Annotated in this window: 17 protein-coding genes; 9 read left to right on the top strand and 8 right to left on the bottom strand. The window is 65.4% G+C overall.

What is annotated here, in order from left to right:
* The 6 genes from RN01_RS26600 to RN01_RS26575 form a co-directional block, all read right to left on the bottom strand.
* Window positions 1-435 (bottom strand): YeeE/YedE family protein, encoded by a 435-nt coding sequence (locus tag RN01_RS26600; protein WP_024570749.1) that lies wholly within the window; start codon window positions 433-435, stop codon window positions 1-3.
* Window positions 436-447: 12 nt separating this feature from the next.
* Window positions 448-768 carry a metalloregulator ArsR/SmtB family transcription factor gene (locus RN01_RS26595; RefSeq protein WP_008647678.1) on the bottom strand — a complete coding sequence of 107 codons (321 nt, stop codon included), beginning with the start codon at window positions 766-768 and terminating at the stop codon, window positions 448-450.
* Between the two features lie 133 nt (window positions 769-901).
* Window positions 902-2,161, bottom strand: coding sequence for a TolC family protein (locus RN01_RS26590; RefSeq protein WP_017512967.1), 1,260 nt, complete (start codon window positions 2,159-2,161; stop codon window positions 902-904).
* Window positions 2,158-5,265 (bottom strand): efflux RND transporter permease subunit, encoded by a 3,108-nt coding sequence (locus tag RN01_RS26585; RefSeq protein ID WP_024570750.1) that lies wholly within the window; start codon window positions 5,263-5,265, stop codon window positions 2,158-2,160. Before RN01_RS26585 ends, RN01_RS26590 begins: the two co-directional genes overlap by 4 nt.
* A complete protein-coding gene (locus tag RN01_RS26580) occupies window positions 5,265-6,365 on the bottom strand; it encodes an efflux RND transporter periplasmic adaptor subunit (protein ID WP_017511387.1) in 1,101 nt (366 codons plus the stop codon). Before RN01_RS26580 ends, RN01_RS26585 begins: the two co-directional genes overlap by 1 nt.
* A gap of 87 nt (window positions 6,366-6,452) precedes the next feature.
* Complete coding sequence (locus tag RN01_RS26575; protein WP_017511386.1) at window positions 6,453-6,902, bottom strand: hypothetical protein; 450 nt, start codon at window positions 6,900-6,902, stop codon at window positions 6,453-6,455.
* 297 nt (window positions 6,903-7,199) lie between these two features.
* Between RN01_RS26575 and RN01_RS26570 the strand changes: the two genes are divergently transcribed.
* The 7 genes from RN01_RS26570 to RN01_RS26540 all read left to right on the top strand — a co-directional run bounded on the left by RN01_RS26570 (window position 7,200) and on the right by RN01_RS26540 (window position 15,058).
* A complete protein-coding gene (locus RN01_RS26570) occupies window positions 7,200-7,703 on the top strand; it encodes a type IV pilin protein (protein WP_008644018.1) in 504 nt (167 codons plus the stop codon).
* 3 nt (window positions 7,704-7,706) lie between these two features.
* A complete protein-coding gene (locus RN01_RS26565; RefSeq protein WP_017511385.1) occupies window positions 7,707-8,201 on the top strand; it encodes a Tfp pilus assembly protein FimT/FimU in 495 nt (164 codons plus the stop codon).
* A complete protein-coding gene (gene pilV, locus RN01_RS26560) occupies window positions 8,198-8,809 on the top strand; it encodes a type IV pilus modification protein PilV (RefSeq protein ID WP_017511384.1) in 612 nt (203 codons plus the stop codon). Before RN01_RS26565 ends, pilV begins: the two co-directional genes overlap by 4 nt.
* A complete protein-coding gene (locus tag RN01_RS26555) occupies window positions 8,806-9,849 on the top strand; it encodes a PilW family protein (RefSeq protein WP_017511383.1) in 1,044 nt (347 codons plus the stop codon). The genes pilV and RN01_RS26555 overlap by 4 nt, the downstream gene beginning before the upstream one ends.
* Before the next feature lie 2 nt (window positions 9,850-9,851).
* A complete protein-coding gene (locus RN01_RS26550; RefSeq protein ID WP_024570751.1) occupies window positions 9,852-10,391 on the top strand; it encodes a PilX N-terminal domain-containing pilus assembly protein in 540 nt (179 codons plus the stop codon).
* A 45-nt stretch (window positions 10,392-10,436) separates the two neighbouring features.
* Window positions 10,437-13,763, top strand: coding sequence for a pilus assembly protein (locus RN01_RS26545; protein ID WP_017511381.1), 3,327 nt, complete (start codon window positions 10,437-10,439; stop codon window positions 13,761-13,763).
* 104 nt (window positions 13,764-13,867) lie between these two features.
* Window positions 13,868-15,058, top strand: coding sequence for a DUF4382 domain-containing protein (locus RN01_RS26540; protein WP_017511380.1), 1,191 nt, complete (start codon window positions 13,868-13,870; stop codon window positions 15,056-15,058).
* A gap of 160 nt (window positions 15,059-15,218) precedes the next feature.
* On the opposite strand, the gene RN01_RS26535 is transcribed toward RN01_RS26540, so the two are convergent.
* On the bottom strand, window positions 15,219-15,992 hold the full coding sequence (locus RN01_RS26535; protein ID WP_017511379.1) for a DUF899 domain-containing protein: 774 nt from the start codon (window positions 15,990-15,992) through the stop codon (window positions 15,219-15,221).
* A gap of 89 nt (window positions 15,993-16,081) precedes the next feature.
* Between RN01_RS26535 and RN01_RS26530 the strand changes: the two genes are divergently transcribed.
* Complete coding sequence (locus RN01_RS26530) at window positions 16,082-17,302, top strand: hypothetical protein (protein WP_017511378.1); 1,221 nt, start codon at window positions 16,082-16,084, stop codon at window positions 17,300-17,302.
* Window positions 17,303-17,331: 29 nt separating this feature from the next.
* Window positions 17,332-17,970: a PQQ-binding-like beta-propeller repeat protein gene (locus tag RN01_RS26525; RefSeq protein ID WP_017511377.1), complete on the top strand. Its 639-nt coding sequence runs from the start codon at window positions 17,332-17,334 to the stop codon at window positions 17,968-17,970.
* Between the two features lie 60 nt (window positions 17,971-18,030).
* On the opposite strand, the gene RN01_RS26520 is transcribed toward RN01_RS26525, so the two are convergent.
* Window positions 18,031-18,390 carry a hypothetical protein gene (locus tag RN01_RS26520; RefSeq protein ID WP_017511376.1) on the bottom strand — a complete coding sequence of 120 codons (360 nt, stop codon included), beginning with the start codon at window positions 18,388-18,390 and terminating at the stop codon, window positions 18,031-18,033.
* Window positions 18,391-18,508 lie beyond the last annotated feature (118 nt).

The following is an 18,508-nucleotide window of genomic DNA, read 5'->3' as shown; positions in this document are numbered from 1 at the left end:
TCAGGCTCCGATCAGGTGATGGGTGACGAAAACGGTCAGAAAGCCTGCCGCCATGAAGGTCAGCGTGGCCACCAGCGAACGGATGGACCCACGCGAGATACCGCAGACGCCGTGGCCGCTGGTGCATCCGCCCGCGTAGCGCGTGCCGATCCCGACCAGAAAGCCCGCGACTAGCACCTCGCCCCAGCTTGCCTGGATATCGGCCCTGGCCGGCATCCCGAACAGCGCGGCAAGTATCGGTGCGCCGATCAGCCCTATCAGGAAGGCCACCCGCCACGTCATGTCGCGGCGCGGCAGGCTCAGCAGCCCGCCCAGGATGCCGCTGATGCCAGCGATCCGCCCATTGAACAGCACCAGCACGGCTGCAGCCACGCCAATGACGATGCCCCCGGCCAGGGACAGGCCCGGGGTGAAATTGCCAAGATCGATCAGCAGCATGTTCGCTCCTCAGGAATTCGCGCAGAACTGTTCGTACAGCACGGCCATGACAGCAAGTGCCTGTTCGCTGGCCACGGCATAGATGATGTTCTTGCCCTCGCGGCGCGTGGCTACCAGACCGTTTTCACGCAACACGGCAAGCTGTTGGGACAACGTGGGCTGGTGAATGCCGAGCCGCGCCTCCAGTTCGCCCACCGACAGTTCGCCCTGTGAAAGCTGGCACATCAGCAGCAGGCGGTCAGGATTGGCCAACACCTTGAGCAGCGCGCAGGCGTCCGCGGCTGCACTTTGCAGGCTGACGAGGTCGATGGAGGAATGGGTCTGGTTCATGGGCCGGTGCCGGTATGCGCCGATATGGGCCCCGGTACGGGCCGGGCAACAATTGCGGGAATTATAGTCTATAAAAATATAGATTGTTAACGGGTACCCGGCAGACTTGCAGCGTCTGCCGGGGCGTTACCGCTCAGTCGTCAAAGTCCCACATGCGATGGAGATCGAGCTTCAGACGGGTATCCGACTCGAGCACGTCGACATTGGCCAGGCGCTCCGCCAGCATGGCGTCGGCCAGGTTTCGACGCACGACAATCAACTCCTGCAAGCCAGATTCTCCGGCCCGATACGCGCGCGTTGCGCGATCCGACGCCGTCCGCTGCAGCGTCGCAGCCTCGGTCTGCGCCGCTGCCGCCGCGCGCTTGCCGGACAGGTTCCGGTACAAGACGTCGAACTCCGCACCCAGGCGTTGCTCGACGCCCAGCCGCTTCCGCGCGGCCGCCTCGGCATCCGCCGCAGCCGCCACGGCGTTGGAGCGGCGATACGCCGAGCCAAGCGGCATCGACACGCTGACCCCGAGAATCCGCTCTGCGCCGCCGCGTTCCACCGTGACGAACATGCCGACGGTCGGGTCCGGCTTGCGGTCCAGATCCGATCGTTTGGCCTGCTGCAACGCATGGGCTTCTTCCGCCATCGCCAGCAGGTATTCGTGGCTGTCCTGCACGTAGATACCGCGCAACTGCTCGGCCGGCTCCTGCGGAGGCGACGGCAGCGCGATGCGAACGGGCGCCGGTGCCGGTTGACCCAGCATCGGGAAACGCGCGCGCAACTCGGCGAGCGATGCCGACTCGGAGGCTTGGGCAGTGGCCACCGTCGCGCGCGTGCGCGCCAGTTCCGCCGCTGCCAGCTCCGCGTCGAGACGCGCGGCATCACCCACCTGCACGCGCCGCGTCGTCATGGCAGCAAGGTCTGCCGCCGCGCGCGCATTGTCCTCGGCGGCCATACGGGCCTGCCCCGCGCGAATCGCGGCGATCCAGAGGCTAAGGATCTGGCGCGATGTTTCGTGCTTGGCGTCCTTGACCGAGAGGTTGCCCGCCTCGGTCGCGAGATCGGCCAGCACGCCATCGGCCTCCGCCTTGCCCCAGAGACGCAGGGGACGCTCGATGGCAATCTGGCCTTCGGGATAGCGCTCGGAGGGCTCGCGTACCTGCCGGCCCTGGCCGATCACCCGGACAACCGTTTCCGCCGTGCCCGCGCGCGTGCCCGCGGCGCGTGCCGTCGTGGCATCCCGCCGCGCTTCAGCCGTGAGCACGTCGGGCGCCCGCGCAACGGCCTCGCGCACTGCCGCCTCGGCAGGCAGGTACGACTGCGCGTCCTGCGCGAAAACGGCACCATTCGAGAGCAACGCGGCTCCTATCATCGCCAACGTGATGTTTCGCATTGCCGGCTTCATTGCATCTCTCCCTTGGCAGACGGGCGAAGGCCAGGCACGCCGAAACGTTCGAACAACAGCGGCAGCAGGAGCAGCGTCAGCGCGGTGGATGTCACCAGTCCGCCAGACACGACAATCGCCAGCGGCCGCTGGATTTCAGAACCCGGGCCGGAGGCCAGCAGCAGCGGAATCATGCCGAGTGCCGCAATGCACGCGGTCATCAACACGGGCCGCAAGCGATCGCGCACGCCGACGCGCACGGTGGTGGCCATATCGTGCCCTTCGTCCAGCAACGAATTGAAGTGCGACACCAGCACCACGCCGTTGAGCACCGCGATGCCGAGCAGCGCGATAAAGCCCACCGACGCCGGCACGGACAGGTACTCGCCCGAGATCCGCAACGCGGCAATGCCACCGACCAGCGCGAACGGAATATTGGCGATGATCAGCACCGCCTGACGCACCGACCGGAACGTCAGCATCAGCAGCAGGAAGATCGCGCCCAGCGCCAGCGGCACCACCAGCGCGAGACGGGCCGCCGCGCGTTGCTGGTTCTCGAACTGGCCACCCCATACGATGCGCAGACCCTTGAGCGACGCAAGCTGATTCACCGCGGTTTGCGCTTCCTGCACGAAGCCGGCCAGATCGCGGCCGCTCACGTTGACCTGGACCACGGCAAAGCGCGCACCGTCTTCATGGTTGATGCGGACCGGTCCGTCGATGCGCTCGATACGCGCGAGCGATGTCAGCGGCCATACCTTGCCATCGGGCGCCGTCACCAGCAGACCCGTGAAGGCATCAGGCACCTGCCGCAGCCCCGGCCCGCCGCGCAGGATCAGCGGCGTGCGGACGATGCCTTCGGGCACCACGCCGATGCGGTCGCCTTCCACCAACGCGCGCAGTTGCGCCTGCAATGCGTCGCCACTGAATCCGGCCTGCCCGGCCGCGGCCCGGTCGATCACTACGTTCATGTATTGCACGCCGCTGTTGCTCGGCGCAATCACCTCGGCCACACCGTTGATCTTGCGTACCGTTGCGGCGATGGCGGTGGCGGCGTTGTCGATGGATGCAAGGTCGTTGCCGAAGATCTTGATGGCCACATCGCCACGCGTGCCGGTCAGCATCTCGGAGACGCGCATCTCGATTGGCTGCGTGAAACCGTAGACCACGCCCGGGAAGCGCTCCATCACCTTACGGATCGATTCCGCGATATCGTCCTTGGTTCCGCGCCACTCGTCCTTCGGCTTGAGCACCAGGAAAGTGTCGGTCTCGTTCAGCCCCATCGGGTCCAGTCCAAGATCGTCCGACCCGGTACGCGCCACCACCGAGCGGATTTCAGGCACTTCCTTGAGCAGCGCCCGCTGGACACGCTGATCCAGCTCGAGCGATGCCGCCAGCGATACGGATGGCGCCTTCTGCAACTGCACGATCAGGTCGCCCTCATCCATGCTCGGCATAAACGTCTTGCCAACGGACACATACAGCCCGACCGCCAGCAACAACGCCGCGCCGGCCACCCCGAATACGGCGCGGCGATGCGCAAAACACCACTGCTGCAGCCGCGCAAACCCCGCAGCCACCTTACGCATCATCCACGGCATCTCGTCCGCGTGGGCCTTCAGCACCAGCGACGCCAGCGCCGGCACCACCGTGAAGGCAATCACGATCGACGACGCCAGCGCCAGCACGATGGTCAGCGCCACCGGCGAGAACAGCTTGCCTTCCAGCCCCTGCAGCGACAGCAGTGGCAGGAACACGATGGCGATGATCGACACCCCGGCCAGCATCGGCGTCGCCACCGATGTCACGGCGTGCCGGATAGCGGCGCCGCGCAGATCACTACGCGCTCCATGCTTCTCCTCGCGAGCCAGCGCAGTCTCGATGTTCTCCACCACCACCACGGCAGCGTCCACCAGCATGCCCAGCGCGATGGCCAGGCCGCCCAGGCTCATCAGGTTGGCGGTGAGCCCGACGTAGCGCATCAGCAGGAAGGTCGCCAGGATCGACAGTGGCAGCGTGGCCGCCACCACCAGCGCAGCGCGCACGCCTCCGAGAAACAGGTACAGCAGCACCACCACCAGCACGCTGGCTTCGATCAACGCGCGCACCACCGTGTTGGCCGCACGCGATACCAGTTCGCCACGGTTGTAGAACACGTGGGTCGTCATGCCCTTGGGCAAGTCGGGCGCCAGCGCATCGAGTCGCGCCTGCACGGCATCCACCAGCTTGCGGGCATCGGTACCGCGCAGGCCGAGCACGAGGCCCTCGACCACTTCGCCGTGCCCGTCCTGCGTCACCGCGCCGTTACGCGTGGCTTCACCGAGCTTGACCGTTGCGACATCTCCGACGGTCACCGCCGCAGCATCCACCATGCCCTGCCCGGACTCGACCACGATCGTGCGCAGATCGTCGACACCACGCACACCGCCTTCCACCCGCACGACCCAGTGCTCGTCGCCCTGCTCCAGCCGGCCCGCGCCGTCGTTGCGGTTATTGGTGTCGAGCGCGTCGCGCAGCTGTTGCAGCGTCACGCCCCGGGCGCGCAGCCGCGCGGGATCGGGAATCACTTCGTAGCTGCGGACCTCGCCGCCAAGCGAGTTGACATCGGCCACGCCCGGCACAGTACGAAGCGCGGGGCGGATCACCCAGTCGAGCACGCGCCGCCGGTCCGCCAGGCTGTAGCCATCGCCATCGACGGTGAACATGAACATCTCGCCCAGCGGCGTAGTGACGGGCGCGAGCCCCCCGACTGCCGATGACGGCAAATCGCGCGCGATACCTGCCATGCGCTCCGACACCTGCTGGCGTGCCCAGTAGACGTCCACCCCTTCCTCGAAGTCGACCGTGACATCGCTGATGCCGTACTTCGACACCGAGCGGACGATCGTCTTGTGCGGAATGCCCAACAACTCCTGCTCGATCGGCGTGGAGACGCGCTGCTCTACCTCCTCGGGCGTCATGCCCGGCACCTTCAGCACCACCTTGACCTGCGTGGGCGAGATATCGGGAAACGCGTCGATAGGCAGGTTCAGATAGGCCCACGCCCCGGCCGCCGCCAGCACGCAGGCGGCGATCAGCACCAGCGGGCGCTGCCGCAGGGAAAAATCAATCAGACGGCCTACCATCACTGGTCTCCCGTCAGGATGCCCTTGAGCGCCCCAATGCCGGTGACCGCCACGCGAGCGCCGGCAGGTAGCCTGGTCCGGACGACGGCGGTGGCGTCGTCGGTGCTGTCGATCTCGACGCGGTGGAACGTAAAGCCCTTGTCAGTGGCCAGGAATACGCCGGGCACCCCCTGCCAGTACACCAGCGCAACGGCCGGAATCCGCACGCGGCCGGGCGCGCCGGACCCGTCCGTGGCGCCGCGCAGCACCAGCGTGACGTTGATGTTCTCGCCCGCGCGAAGGTTGCCGCGCCGCTCCAGCGACGCCCGCACGCGCACGCCGGCGGTGCCATCGCCCGTCGGCGCGATACCGATCACCTTGCCGGTGGCGCCGCGCGGCTTGATGTCCACGGTATCGCCCAGTGACGGCACGGGAATGTCGCGGCCAACCAGCAGGTCCAGTTCCACCGCATCGGGATCGACGATCCGGAACAGCGGCGCGGCGGCGTCCACGCGCGCGCCGGGAACAGCATTGACCTCGGACACCACGCCGGAACGATTGGCTACCAGTTGCGCCTCGCCGCCCGCGCCCGTGAAGGCGATGCCCGCCGATGCCAGCTCGGCGCGCCGTGCCTTGACCATCGCCGTCGCCTCGGTCGCGCGGGCCTCGGTGGCCTGCAGACGGCTGTTCGCGATGATGCCGTCGTCGAACAGCAGCTTGTCACGGGCCAGCGATTTCTGGGCGAGGTTGACCTGCGAGTTGGCCTCCGTCAGCGCGCGGCTGGCTTCGAAAAGCTGTGGACTGGCGAACGTCGCCAGCGCCTCCCCACGCCGCACGGTCTGGCCGACCGCCACAATCACGCGCGGCACGATCCCAGCGTAGGGTGCTGCCACGACGTACTGGGCGTCGGGCCGGAAAACGACCCGCGCGTGCGTGCCAACCTCCAGGTTCGCCGACGCCTGGACAGGACTGAACCGCACACCCAGCGCCCGCGCCTGATCGGCGGACAGTGGCACCGGCTGCATTGCCGGCGGGTTGGTGGACTGGGCAAACGATTGCCCGACAAGAAACACGGCCGACGCGATAGCCGCGCCGATCCTGGGGAACCGGGAAAAAACCATACATGACTCCAGAATGCGAAACCCGCGCGGGCCGGCTCTTGAATCAGGGCGCGCGCGAACATGCCGGCGGGCTGCCGGCCGGTGACATCAGGAGAAGATGGGGGGAGCTTGGGCTGGTGGTGGCCATCCAACGCGACTGGACCATCGGCCGCGCGGTGATGCTGGCCGCCAGGCACGGCGCGGCGTGATATAGACCGCGAGCGCGGCCAGCAGGACAAACGTCAGGACAGACGCGCCAAGCACGGCAGCAGCCTGGAGCAACAGGGAAAAGGAAAGCGGCCCGATGGCGGTTTCGACATCGACCTCGAAGGGCTCGCGATGGGAGGCAAAGGCGTGGTGATGGTGGTCGCCATGCCCGCTCAAACCCGCGAAACGCGAATGAGAATCGAATGATCTGGACGGCGACGTATGCACGTGCAGGCCAGTCTGGTTGGGAGTACCGATATGGCCGTGCAGAAGCGGGGTCAGCAACTGCGCCAATACGATGATCAGCAGCAGCGCGCCCCGGAGCGGGATGCTCGCGGTCGCACGTGTCATGACGGTGGATTGTAGCCGATGCGGCTTGCATCCACATCGATGAAAAGCGGTACGCCAATACCTCAATCAGGGTAGCGGAGATACGGATCGATGGATTCGCGGTGTCCGTCTTAATGTGGACTTAAGACTCGTTTGATGCTTCGGGCGGCCACGGTCCGCGCTGTCGATGGCATTTCCACCACAGACATAGGAAGAGTCCTAGAAACGGGTTGACCCTTCCCATGACGAGTCATACACTCGCCGACAGAAATTAATCGGCACCGGGTCAGCCGAACATATAAAGAAAAAGGAGCACACATGGGACAACCCTGCCCCACGGTGCAACATGGTCACGTGCGTACGCGCGGACTGTTTCGGGATATCGGGTTCACTGGGGAGGACGCGCGCACGCGCGGGTCGTCGCGTGGCTTCACGCTGATCGAAGTCATGATCACGGTCGCCATTATCGGCATCCTCGCCGCCATCGCGTTTCCCAGCTACCAACGTTACGTCGTCAGGGGCAACCGCGCCGCGGCCGAGGCATTCGTCCTCGAGGCCGCGAGCCTGCAGGAACGCTACCTGGTCGACAATCGCGCCTACGCCACGACCCTTTCCGCGCTTGGCCTCGCTGCCTTGCCTGGTTCGATCGCGCCCAACTATCAGGTCACACTCACCGTGACGGCCGCGCCTCCGGCCTACGTTTTCACCGCGACCCCCATCAATACCCAGCTTGCCCTGGACACGGACTGCGGCGTGCTGACGCTGAACAATACCGGCGACAAGACGGCCGCCGGCGTGGCACCCACCTCCTGCTGGAAATAGGCCATGCCGAACCTCTCGCCAACCTTGCCGGCGACGCAGCGCGCGGCCGGCTTCACGTTGATCGAGCTGATGGTCACCGTCATCGTGCTGGTGATCGTCGTCTCCATGGCCGCGCCGGCCATGAGCCAGTTGATCTCGTCGCAACGCACCCGTAACGCCGCGGCCGATCTGGCCTCCGCCTTGACCCTGACGCGCAGCGAAGCCGTCAATCGCAGTGCCACCACGACGATGACGGCATCCGGCACCGGCGGGTCATGGACCGGTGGCTGGGCCGTGGCAGCCGGCACCGCCCGGATTCGCGGCTATGGCCCGTACGACGGCATCACCATTACCGCAAGCAGCGGAAGCTCGCTGGCCATCGGCAATGATGGCCGCCCCATTGCTGGCACCCAGACATTCCAGGTAGCGCCATCCACCAATGCGACCAGCGCCACGACTCTCTGCGTCCAGTTGGGCGGCACCGGGCGCGTGACCACCGTGAACGGAACTTGCACATGATGAATCGCATGCACCGCACACAAAGGCCGCGCCGCCAGCGCCCGGGAATCGGGCTGGCACCGCAGCGTGGCGCCACCATGATCGAGGTGCTGGTCTCCGTCGTGATCCTGCTGATCGCGCTGCTCGGCACAGCCGGGCTGATCGCGCGCTCGGGACAGAGCGAGATGGAGTCCTACCAGCGCGCGCAGGCACTCACGCTGCTGAAAGACATGGTGGCGCGCATCAACGCCAACCGCCAGGCTGCCCCCTGCTATGCCAGCGGCAGCACCATGACCGTGATGGGTAACGCCACAGTCGCGCCACCGGTGTGCACGGGCGTGAGCAATGCCCAGTTGGGCACGGCCACGGCCGATCTCGCCGCATGGAACACCGCGCTGCAGGGTAGCGCCGAGAGCAGCAGCAGCGGCACGGCGGTCGGCGCCATGATCGGCGCGCTTGGATGTATCGAATCGATCGATGCCACCAACCAGATCTACCGCGTCACGGTGGCATGGCAGGGGCTGGCGCAAACCGTGACCTCCTCGTTGCCATGCGGTGCGGGCTCGTTCGGCAACGACGCGAACCGCCGCGCCATCAGCGTAACGGTCCGCATCGGAGTCCTGTCATGACGCGGGCGCACCATGCAGCCGCGCTGCACCTGAGGGGCCGGCAACGCGGTTTCTCGCTGGTCGAGCTGATGGTGGCCATCACGCTCACCTTGATCATCCTGACCGCGCTTTCGGCGCTCTTTCTCAATACCAGCACGACGCGCAACGAATTCGCCAACAGCGCCGATCAAATGGAAAACGGCCGTTACGTGCTCGACACGATGACCCGCGAGCTCGAGCTTGCAGGCTTCTTCGGCCCGACCAACCTCTCCACCAAGGCGCTGGCCTCGAGCCCCGACGTCTGCGCCACCGATCCCAGCGCGCTCGGCTTCTCGGGGTCACCTGTCACGATGCCGCTTGGCGTGCAGGGCTTCGCGCCCGGCACCGTCGCGCCGTGCCTGTCGAATCTGCTGGCAAGCTCCGAGATCCTGGTGGTTCGGCGCGTGTCGACCACGCCAGTCAGCGCCGCGGTAGCTGGCACGCCGTACCTGCAAGCGTCCTATTGCGCTAGCGACACGTCGCAGATGGTCTTCGGCGCCAGCGCCGCGCAGTTCACCTTGCGCACCAAGACCTGTGACAACACCGTGCCGTCTGAGCTGCGCCAGGCGACGGTCCGCATCTATTACCTCGCCGGATGCGACCAGTGCAGCGGCAGCGGCGACGGCGTGCCGACGCTGAAGATGGCAGAGCTAAACAACGGCGCATTCCAGATCCAGTCGGTGGCCGTCGGCATCCAGGACATGCATCTGATCTACGGGGTCGATCTGGATAACAACGGCTCGCCCGACTGCTACGTGGCAGACCCCGGTAGCAACAATGCCGCGCAGTGCACGACAGTGACGACTTACGACTGGAGCACGCCACTGACCAACTGGAAGAACGTGACCGCCGTCCGGATCGGCGTGCTGGCCCGCACCTCGCGCACGACGAACGGCTGGACGGACACACGTACCTACGACCTCGGTCGCGCGCAAGCGGCTGGCCCTTTCAACGACAGCTACAAGCGTCACATCTACGCACAGACGGCCCGCCTGATCAACGTCGCGGGGAACAGGGAATGAAGATGCACCGGACACGACGCCGACAATCCGGCGCAACGCTCCTGATCACGATGATCTTTGTCGTGATCTTCCTGCTGCTGGTCATCTCCCTGGTAAGCACCGGCATCGTCAATACCAAGGTGACGGCCAACCAGCAGCACAACGTCGAAGCGGTCAGCGCGGCGCAGCAAGGCATCGAGCAGGTCATCAGCCAGGACTTCACGTCCGCGCCGGTCGCCACCACCGTCCCCGTGGATGTGAATGGCGATGGCAAGGCGGACTACACCGCGCAAGTGGCGACGCCGGTTTGCCAATCGAGCACCACGATCACGAACACGCAACTCGACGTCACCAATCCCGACGACGTGGCGTGCTTCGTCGGCAACGGTAACAACAACACCGGCATCATCGATGCCACCGGCGGTAGCGGAGGCAACTCGCTCTGCAACACCACGCAATGGGATGTCAGCGCCACCGTGAGCGACGCAGGCGCGACGAACGCCAATGCAACGCTCCATCAGGGCATCGGGGTACGAGTGCCCTTCGGTACCGCCTGTCCCTGATCAACAACGCAGCTGTCTTTTAATTCGCCGCTCCAGGAACCGCTCATGCGCAAACTCGCCCCTCATCTCGCGCTCGCCGGCTGCCTCGCGATGGCCGTCTCGCTGCCGGCTTCGGCCGAGGACATCGACCTGTACACGGGTCTCCAGCCGGAGGCAGGCAAGCCCAACGTTCTGATCGTGCTCGACAATGCGTCGGCCTGGAACGCCTCGGCGAATTTCACGTGTTCCACGTCAGGCGTGGTGTCGAGCAATAACGCGAACACCGACGCGGGTGCCGAGCAGTGCGCGCTGTACAACGCCGTCAACTCGATTCTGAAAAGCCCAACGCTGCTCGGCAACATCAACCTCGGCATCATGATGTTCGGCGACAGCAAGAACTTCGGCGGCATCATGAAGTTCCCGTCCACGGCGCCGTACAAGCTGCCGCTGATGGACACCACCGGCGTCAACAACTTCCTCACTTACGTCAAGACGATCGACCGGACTAACGACGGCTCCGGCAACTCGCAGGTCGCGGGGGCGATGCAGGAAGCCTGGGCCTACTATGCCGGCAAGCAGGGCCTGTCCGGCATCACCTATAAGTCGCCGATCGACAACCCATGCCAGCGCAACTTCGTCATCTACATCGCCAACGCGGTCAACAACGGCAAACCCGGTGACACCGGACAGAATGCCATCGACAGCCTGACGAACCAGGCCAAGGCGAGCACCGCGCAACTGCAGCAGATCGTGCTGCCATCGGCCACCAACAAGTACCAGGCCAACTGGGCTGACGAGTGGGCCCGGTTCAACTACCAGACCAATCTGTCTGCCAGCTCCACCGACCATCAGAACATCGTCACCTATACGATCGGCGTGACCGACGGGAACAACCCCGACTACCTGCAACTGACCAAGAGCATGGCCAGCAACGGCGGGGGCAAGTACTCGGAAGTCAAGCTCGGGGACCCGAACGGGCTCGCCGACGCCCTGATGGCCATCTTCAACGAAGTGCAGGCGGTCAACAGCGTGTTCGCCTCGGTCAGTCTTCCGGCTTCGGTCAATGCGCAGGGCCAGTTCCTGAACCAGGTCTACGTCGGGATGTTCCGCCCCGACGCCACCGCCGCACCGCGCTGGATGGGGAACCTGAAGCAGTATCAGGTGGGCTATGACACCAACGGCAACCTGGTCTTGCAGGATGCCAAGGGTGCCAGCGCCATCAGCAATGCCCAGACCGGCTTCATCTCGCCCAACTCCGTCAGCTTCTGGACGGCGGAGCCACCCCAGTCCTATTCCAGTGCCGGATACGGCCCCAACATGACGACCTGGCCGTCCGGTGGTTTCTGGCAGAACAGTCCGTCTGGAACTGGCTGGCAGTTCGATTCGCCAGACGGCGAAATCGTGGAAAAAGGCGGCGTGGCGGAAATGATGCGCGCGCAATGGCTGGGCGATCAGACCCCCCGCAGGCTGCTGACATGCAATGGCGTGGGCACGTGTTCCACGTCAGGTGGCGTTAGCGCCTTGACGAGCTTCGATGCCAACAACAAGTGGTTGATTGGCACGAATGGGCTGGCAGCCCTTAACGTCAACGCCACGACGGATACCACCAACACAAACGTGATCCAGGCCCTCCCGTCCACCGAGGTGCCCAACCTGATTGCCTGGGTGCGCGGCCAGGACATGACTCCGGCCAGCACCAGCACGAGCGGCAGCACCGGAAGTTCCGGCAGCGGAAATGGCAACGGGAATGGCAAGAACAACGGCAGCAGCGGTTCGGGTACCACGACCACCACAACCACGACCATGGCAGGCGCGGAAGCGGAACTCGGCCCGGGGGCACCGGTAACCGTCCGCTCGTCGATCCACGCCGACGTGCTGCACTCGCGCCCCGCTGTAGTCAACTATGGCGGCTCCATTGGTGTCGTGGTCTACTACGGCACGAACGACGGCGTCTTCCACGCCGTCAACGGCAACCGCACGCAGGGCATTGGCGCCACGCGTGCCGGCGGCGAAATCTGGGGCTTCATCGCGCCCGAGTTCTTCGGCAAGCTCAATCGTCTCTACCAGAACACGCCGGAAATCAAGCTCTCCACCACGCCGGCTGGCATCACGCCGACGCCGCTGCCGCGGGACTACTTCTTCGATGGCAGTACGACGGTCATGCAGGATCTCCGCGATCCAAGCAACCCGCACGTCATGATCTTCCTGACCGCGCGACGTGGCGGCAGCCTGATCTACGCACTCGACGTGACCGATCCGACCAACCCGCAGTTTGTCTGGCGGCTTAGCAACACTGACCTCGCCGAGATGGGCCAGACCTGGTCGCAGCCCAAGGTGATGCGCGTGCGCGGCTATGCGAACCCCGTCATCGTCATGGGCGCGGGCTACGACCCAGCCGAGGATAGCGACCCGTCCCCGGGCGTCGATACGATGGGGCGCGGCCTGATCATGGTCGACGCCTACAAGGGCAATATCGTCTGGTCCGCGCAGCCGTCCTGTGCTGGCGTCACAACGCCATGCCTGGCCGTATCCGGCATGACCCGCGCGATTCCTTCCGACGTCACGCCGCTCGATCGCAACGGCGATGGCTATGTAGAGCGCGTGTACGTGGGCGATGTAGGCGGCAATGTCTGGCGCGCCGATTTCGAAACCGCAGCCAGCAATGCGCCCACCGCCTGGACGGTCACGAAGCTTGCGGCCCTGGGGGGCGGCGCAGGTACGAACGATGCTCGCAAGTTCTTCTATCCGCCTGATGTCGTCTCGACGAATGGATACGATGCGATCTCGCTTGGCTCCGGCGACCGCGAGCATCCGCTTTACTCGGCGTCCACCGCACCCGGCACCGCATACAACGTGGTCAACCGCCTCTACATGCTGAAGGACACCAACACCACTGGCATGTCGACGTCGTGGAGCCCGATCACGGAAAGCAACCTGTTCGATGCCACGGCCACGACCTACGATGGCAGCAAATCGGGCTTCTTCATCACGCTGGTCAACCCAGGCGAAAAGGCGGTGAACGCACCGCTGACCGTCGCGGGCTATACGAACGTGGGCACCAACACGCCTTCCGTGCCGGTCGCCGGCGCTTGCTATCCGAACCTTGGCACCGCGCGTAGCTATTCCTACAACTTCCTGACCAGCATCGGCCAGAACACGAACCGCTACATCGTGCTGGACGGCGGCGGCTTCCCGCCTTCCTCGGTGTTTGGCCTGATCACAGTCAGCACGGGCGGCAACTCCGTCGTCACGCCAGTGCTGCTGGGCGGCGGCAATCAGACCGCCACCGGTGGCGGCGATGCGAAATCGGGGCTCGGCGTGCAGAAAGTGAAGCCCACCGGCCTTGGCAAGCGCAAGCGTATCTACTGGTACGGCGAGGTCGACAAGAAGTAGCCTTGTCGAGGCGCGGCGGCTGTTACGAATGGTTGCAATCCCTGGACTCGGTCAATCTACCGCCGAGCCTAAGATTCGGGCAACAAGCCCGGAGGAGAGCCACCATGAAAACAGTCGCCCGCGCAGCACTGATTGCCGTACCGTTCGTCTCGATGCTGACCGCTTGCGGCGGTGGCGGAGATGGCGGCAGTAGCAGCGGCGGTACCACCGGCAACGGTACCTTGCAGGTCTCGATGACCGATGCCCCCTCCTGTGGCTTCGACCATGTTTTTGTCACGGTCAACAAGGTCCGGGTGAACACCAGCAGTTCCGCCGGTGACAACGATGCCGGCTGGACCGACATCGCGATGGCCTCCCCCCAGAAGATCGACCTGCTCACGCTGACCAATGGCGTGCTGGCCGACCTTGGCCGCGCCCCGCTTCCCGCGGGTCAGTACCAGCAGATTCGACTGGTGCTGGCAGCCAACCAGGGCAACACGCCCGCCAACTCCGTGGTAGTTACCGGCACCACCACCGAGCAGCCGCTGGACACGCCAAGCGCCACGCAAAGCGGGTTCAAGATCATCCAGCCGTTCACCGTGCAGCCGAACACGCTGGTGGACCTGGTGCTCGACTTCAACGCGTGCAAATCGATCGTCCAGCGCGGCAATGGCACGTTCAGTCTCAAGCCGGTGGTCACCGCGATTCCGATGGTCGTCAGCGGATCGATCACGGGTAACGTCGCGACGGCGCAGGCCGGCGCGCAGGTCTTCGCGGAACAGAACGGGCAAGTCGTGCGCGGCACGGTGGCCGACGGCAATGGGCAATTCGTGCTGTCGCCGCTGGTGCAGAGTTCGACCAATGGCACCTACGACGTGGTGATCGTGGATAACCAGGTCCCCACGGGCCACGCCACGGGCATCATCCGCTCGGTGCCGGTGACGGCCACGCAGACCACGACGATCTCCACCGCCGGCGCACCGTTCACGCTACCGACTTCGGCCACCAGCACGGCTGCCGGCACGGCCACCCCGGCCGCGCAGGCGTCGCTGCGTGCCTTGCAGACCATCGGCTCGGCATCCTACGAGATCACCTCCACCAACGCGAACCTGGACACCGGCGCCTACTCGCTGGCACTCCCTGCGGCGGCCCCGCTGGTGGGCACGTATGGCACCCCTCTGCCGATCACACTGCAGAGCATCACCGCCGTGGCAGGCAAGTACTCGATTCAGGCAACCTCCGCGGCGGGCGTCACGCAGAACACCGCGGTGAATGTCTCTTCGGGCAATCAATCGGGCATCGACTTCAGCTTCTAGTCGATCCGGATCGCCGTCAGTCGCACGTCGTCATTCGCACGGCCGGGCCCGCAAACGAGAAGGGCCCGGTTCATTGCAACCATTCGTAACAAGGCCCAGGTGCGATCGGCACGACATATCACGCCGTGACGTGACATCAGACCATCTGACCATCTGACGATCACGCCGGTGCCGGATCCGCGTATTCGTCGTGCCGCTTCCACCATGCCCCCGCCTCGTTGCGCCCTCTCGGCGCACGGTCGAGCCACTGGTACATCCCCCACAAGCCATCCAGCCCTCGCGCGTACGTCGAGTAGGTGTGATAGATGACGTCGTCCTCGATCACGAACGCGCTCAGGCCTGGCAAGTCTCGCGAGAACGTGGCGGCGTCCGTGCCGCAGGTCGCTGCGAACGTCTTGAGCGGTTCGGGCGGCTGGGCTGCGTCCAGCTTGCGCCGCCCGCGCTCGTAGTTGTATTCGGCATCGCCGGCACGCTGCTGCGCCTCGGTCATCGAGACATTGAAGTCGAAGTTGAAATCGCTGCTGGACGATGACGCCCAGGGAAACGTCCAGCCCATCCGGCGCCGGTATGCCAGCAGCTTGTCGAGCGGCGCGCGCGAAGCCGCCCAGAGCATCACGTCGTGATTGGCCAGGTGGATCGCAAAGCCGTTGAAGCTATCGGCAATCGACGAGCAGGATGGGCACCCGGCCCTGTAGTCGGGGCCGAACATGAAGTGGTAGACCAGCAGTTGCGATCGCCCCCGGAACAGGTCCGCCAGCGATGCGCTGCCCTGCTCGGTATCGAACCGGTATGCCTTGTCCACGCGCACCCATGGCAGTGCCTGACGCTGGCGCGCCAGTTCGTCGCTGCGGCGCGTCAGTTCTTTCTCCGCCTTGAGCAGATCGAGCCGTGCGGCCAGCCATTGTTCGCGCGTCCCGGTGGAATGTGTGGTCATCGTCGCTCCCTCCAATGCAGTAGGTATCCCTGTGCTAGATTAGGCGCCTCCATCGCCACTGCGGGAGTGACAAATATGTCGGGATTCGGATGGACTCGCTGATCACGGCCGCAGCGTTGGCGCTTTCGGCCGGCGATCCGCTTGGCGCGCTCAATCGCGTGGCCCTGCGCGACGATCCCCCTGCACTCGCGCTGCGCGGCATCGCCATGGCGCAGCTTGGCGAATTCGCCCGCGCCAAGGCACTGCTACGAAGCGCCGCACGCGCCTTCGGCGCGAAGGAGGCGGTCTCCCGGGCGCGATGTATCGTTGCCGAGGCGGAAGTCGCACTGGCCTCGCGTGACTTGGGCTGGCGGACCAAATGGCTCGACGCGGCGCGCGTCACGCTGGAAGCGCATGGCGACCACGCCAACGCCGCATGCGCACGCTATCTGGAGCTTCGCCGTCAGTTGCTGACCGGACAGCTCGACGCAGCCGAACTCGCGCTGGACGCCATCGATCCCACGACCTTGCCACCGGCATTGCGCGTCGCCCACGAACTGGTTGTCACCGGTGTTGCCATGCGGCGGCTGCGCACGCAGGAGGCCCGCTTGGCATTGATCCGCGCCGAGGTCTTCGCGCGGGATGCCGGCATCCCCGCGCTGCTCGCCGAGGTCCAGAGTGCCACCGCGCAACTCGATGCGCCGGCGGCCCGCCTGATCGCCCGTGGTGACATCCGATCCATTAGGCTTGATGAGGTGGCGTCGCTGCTGGCGTCTCCCACGCTCGTGGTCGACGCGTGCCGCCTGGCCGTGAGCGAGGCTGGCGCGGTGGTCTCGCTGGCGTCGCGTCCAGTGCTGTTCGCGCTGGCTCGCACGCTGGCGGAGGCATGGCCCGACGACGTCGCGCGCGACACGCTGATCGCGCACGCCTTCCGCACCCGTCATGCCGACGAAACGCTGCGCGCGCGACTGCGCGTGGAAATCGGCCGATTGCGTACGGTGCTAAGCCCGATGTCCGGCATCCATGCAACGAAGCGCGGCTTCGCATTGGCGCCACGTCAAGCGACTGAAGTCGCGGTGTTGGCGCAGCCGGTCGAGGATGCGCATGCCATGCTGCTGGCCTGCCTTGCGGACGGCGAGGCTTGGTCAAGTTCCTCGCTGGCGCTCGCACTTGGCGCCAGCCAGCGCTCGATTCAACGGGCGCTCGAAACACTGGCAGCCGCCGGCAAGGTCCAGTCGATCGGGCGCGGCCGCGCCCAGCGCTGGATCACCGCGCCGATGCCAGGATTCACGACAACCTTGTTACTCCACGTGCCGCTGCCAGGCGATTAGCATGAAATCCCGCTCAACGGATAACCATCATGAAACGAACCAACGCAACAATCCTCCGCGAATTCGGCCCCTTCCCTGGCGTCGAGCAAGTGAATGGCGTGACCTATGACGGCAAGCAGGTCTGGATGGCGGTTGGCAACAATCTGATCGCGCTCGACCCGGCCACCGGCAAGACCCTGCAGACAATCGACGTCGCGGCACACGCCGGCACGGCATTCGATGGCCGGCATATCTTCCAGATCGGCGATGACCGCATCCGGAAAATCGACCCGGTGACGGGCCACGTGCTGGCCACGATTCCAGCGCCCGGCGGCGGTGGCGACTCAGGGCTCGCCTGGGCCGAAGGCACACTGTGGGTCGGCGAGTATCGCGAACGCAAGATCCATCAGATTGACCCGGAGACCGGCGCCATCCTGCGCACCATCACCTCTGACCGTTTCGTCACGGGGGTCAGCTGGGTGGACGGCACGCTCTGGCACGGCGCCGGTGAGGGCGATCAGGGCGCGCTGCGTCGTATCGACGCGGCAACCGGTGAAGTGCTGGAACAGATCGACATGCCACCCGGCGTGGGTGTGTCAGGGCTCGAGTCTGACGGGAAGGAGCAGTTCTTCTGCGGCGGCGGTACCAGCGGCAAGCTGCGCGTGGTGCGTCGCCCTGCCCGCGATTGAAGTGAGATTTGGTGGAGCGAAGGGCTGGAGCCCACGCAAGGGCTCCAGCCCGATGCAGGATCAGTAACCGTAGTACGGCTGCGGTGCGTAGTTGACCGTAGCTGCGCCACGGCACGGCACATACGCGCCGTCATAGCTGCGATAGCAGTAGCCCGGGGGTACTTGCGGCGCTGCGTAGGCCACGGGCTGCGGCGGCGCGTAGACCGGGGCCGGCGCAGCCATCACTGGCTGGCTGCTGGCCACCAGCGCGCCAATCGCCAATCCCGCGACGGCCGCCACGGCCAGCGCCGCGCCTGCCGAACTTCCGCCGCCACCATGGTAGCCGCCACGATAGTAACGATCATGCGCCGAAGCCGAGCCCGCGACCAGCATGGCGGCGCTCAGGACGGCAATACCGGTATAACGAATCGACTTGCGCATTTCAGACTCCTTGACGGCCAACGATTGGCCTCGCTTGTTCGATTCCATCATGGACGAGGAACCATTACATTGGGTTACGGGATCGTGAGCAGATGTTAATGGCGGGGGATTTTTTGGG

The organism is Cupriavidus sp. SHE (assembly GCF_000812445.1).
Taxonomy (GTDB): domain Bacteria; phylum Pseudomonadota; class Gammaproteobacteria; order Burkholderiales; family Burkholderiaceae; genus Cupriavidus; species Cupriavidus metallidurans.
This window is presented reverse-complemented; position numbering and strand designations above follow the sequence as displayed.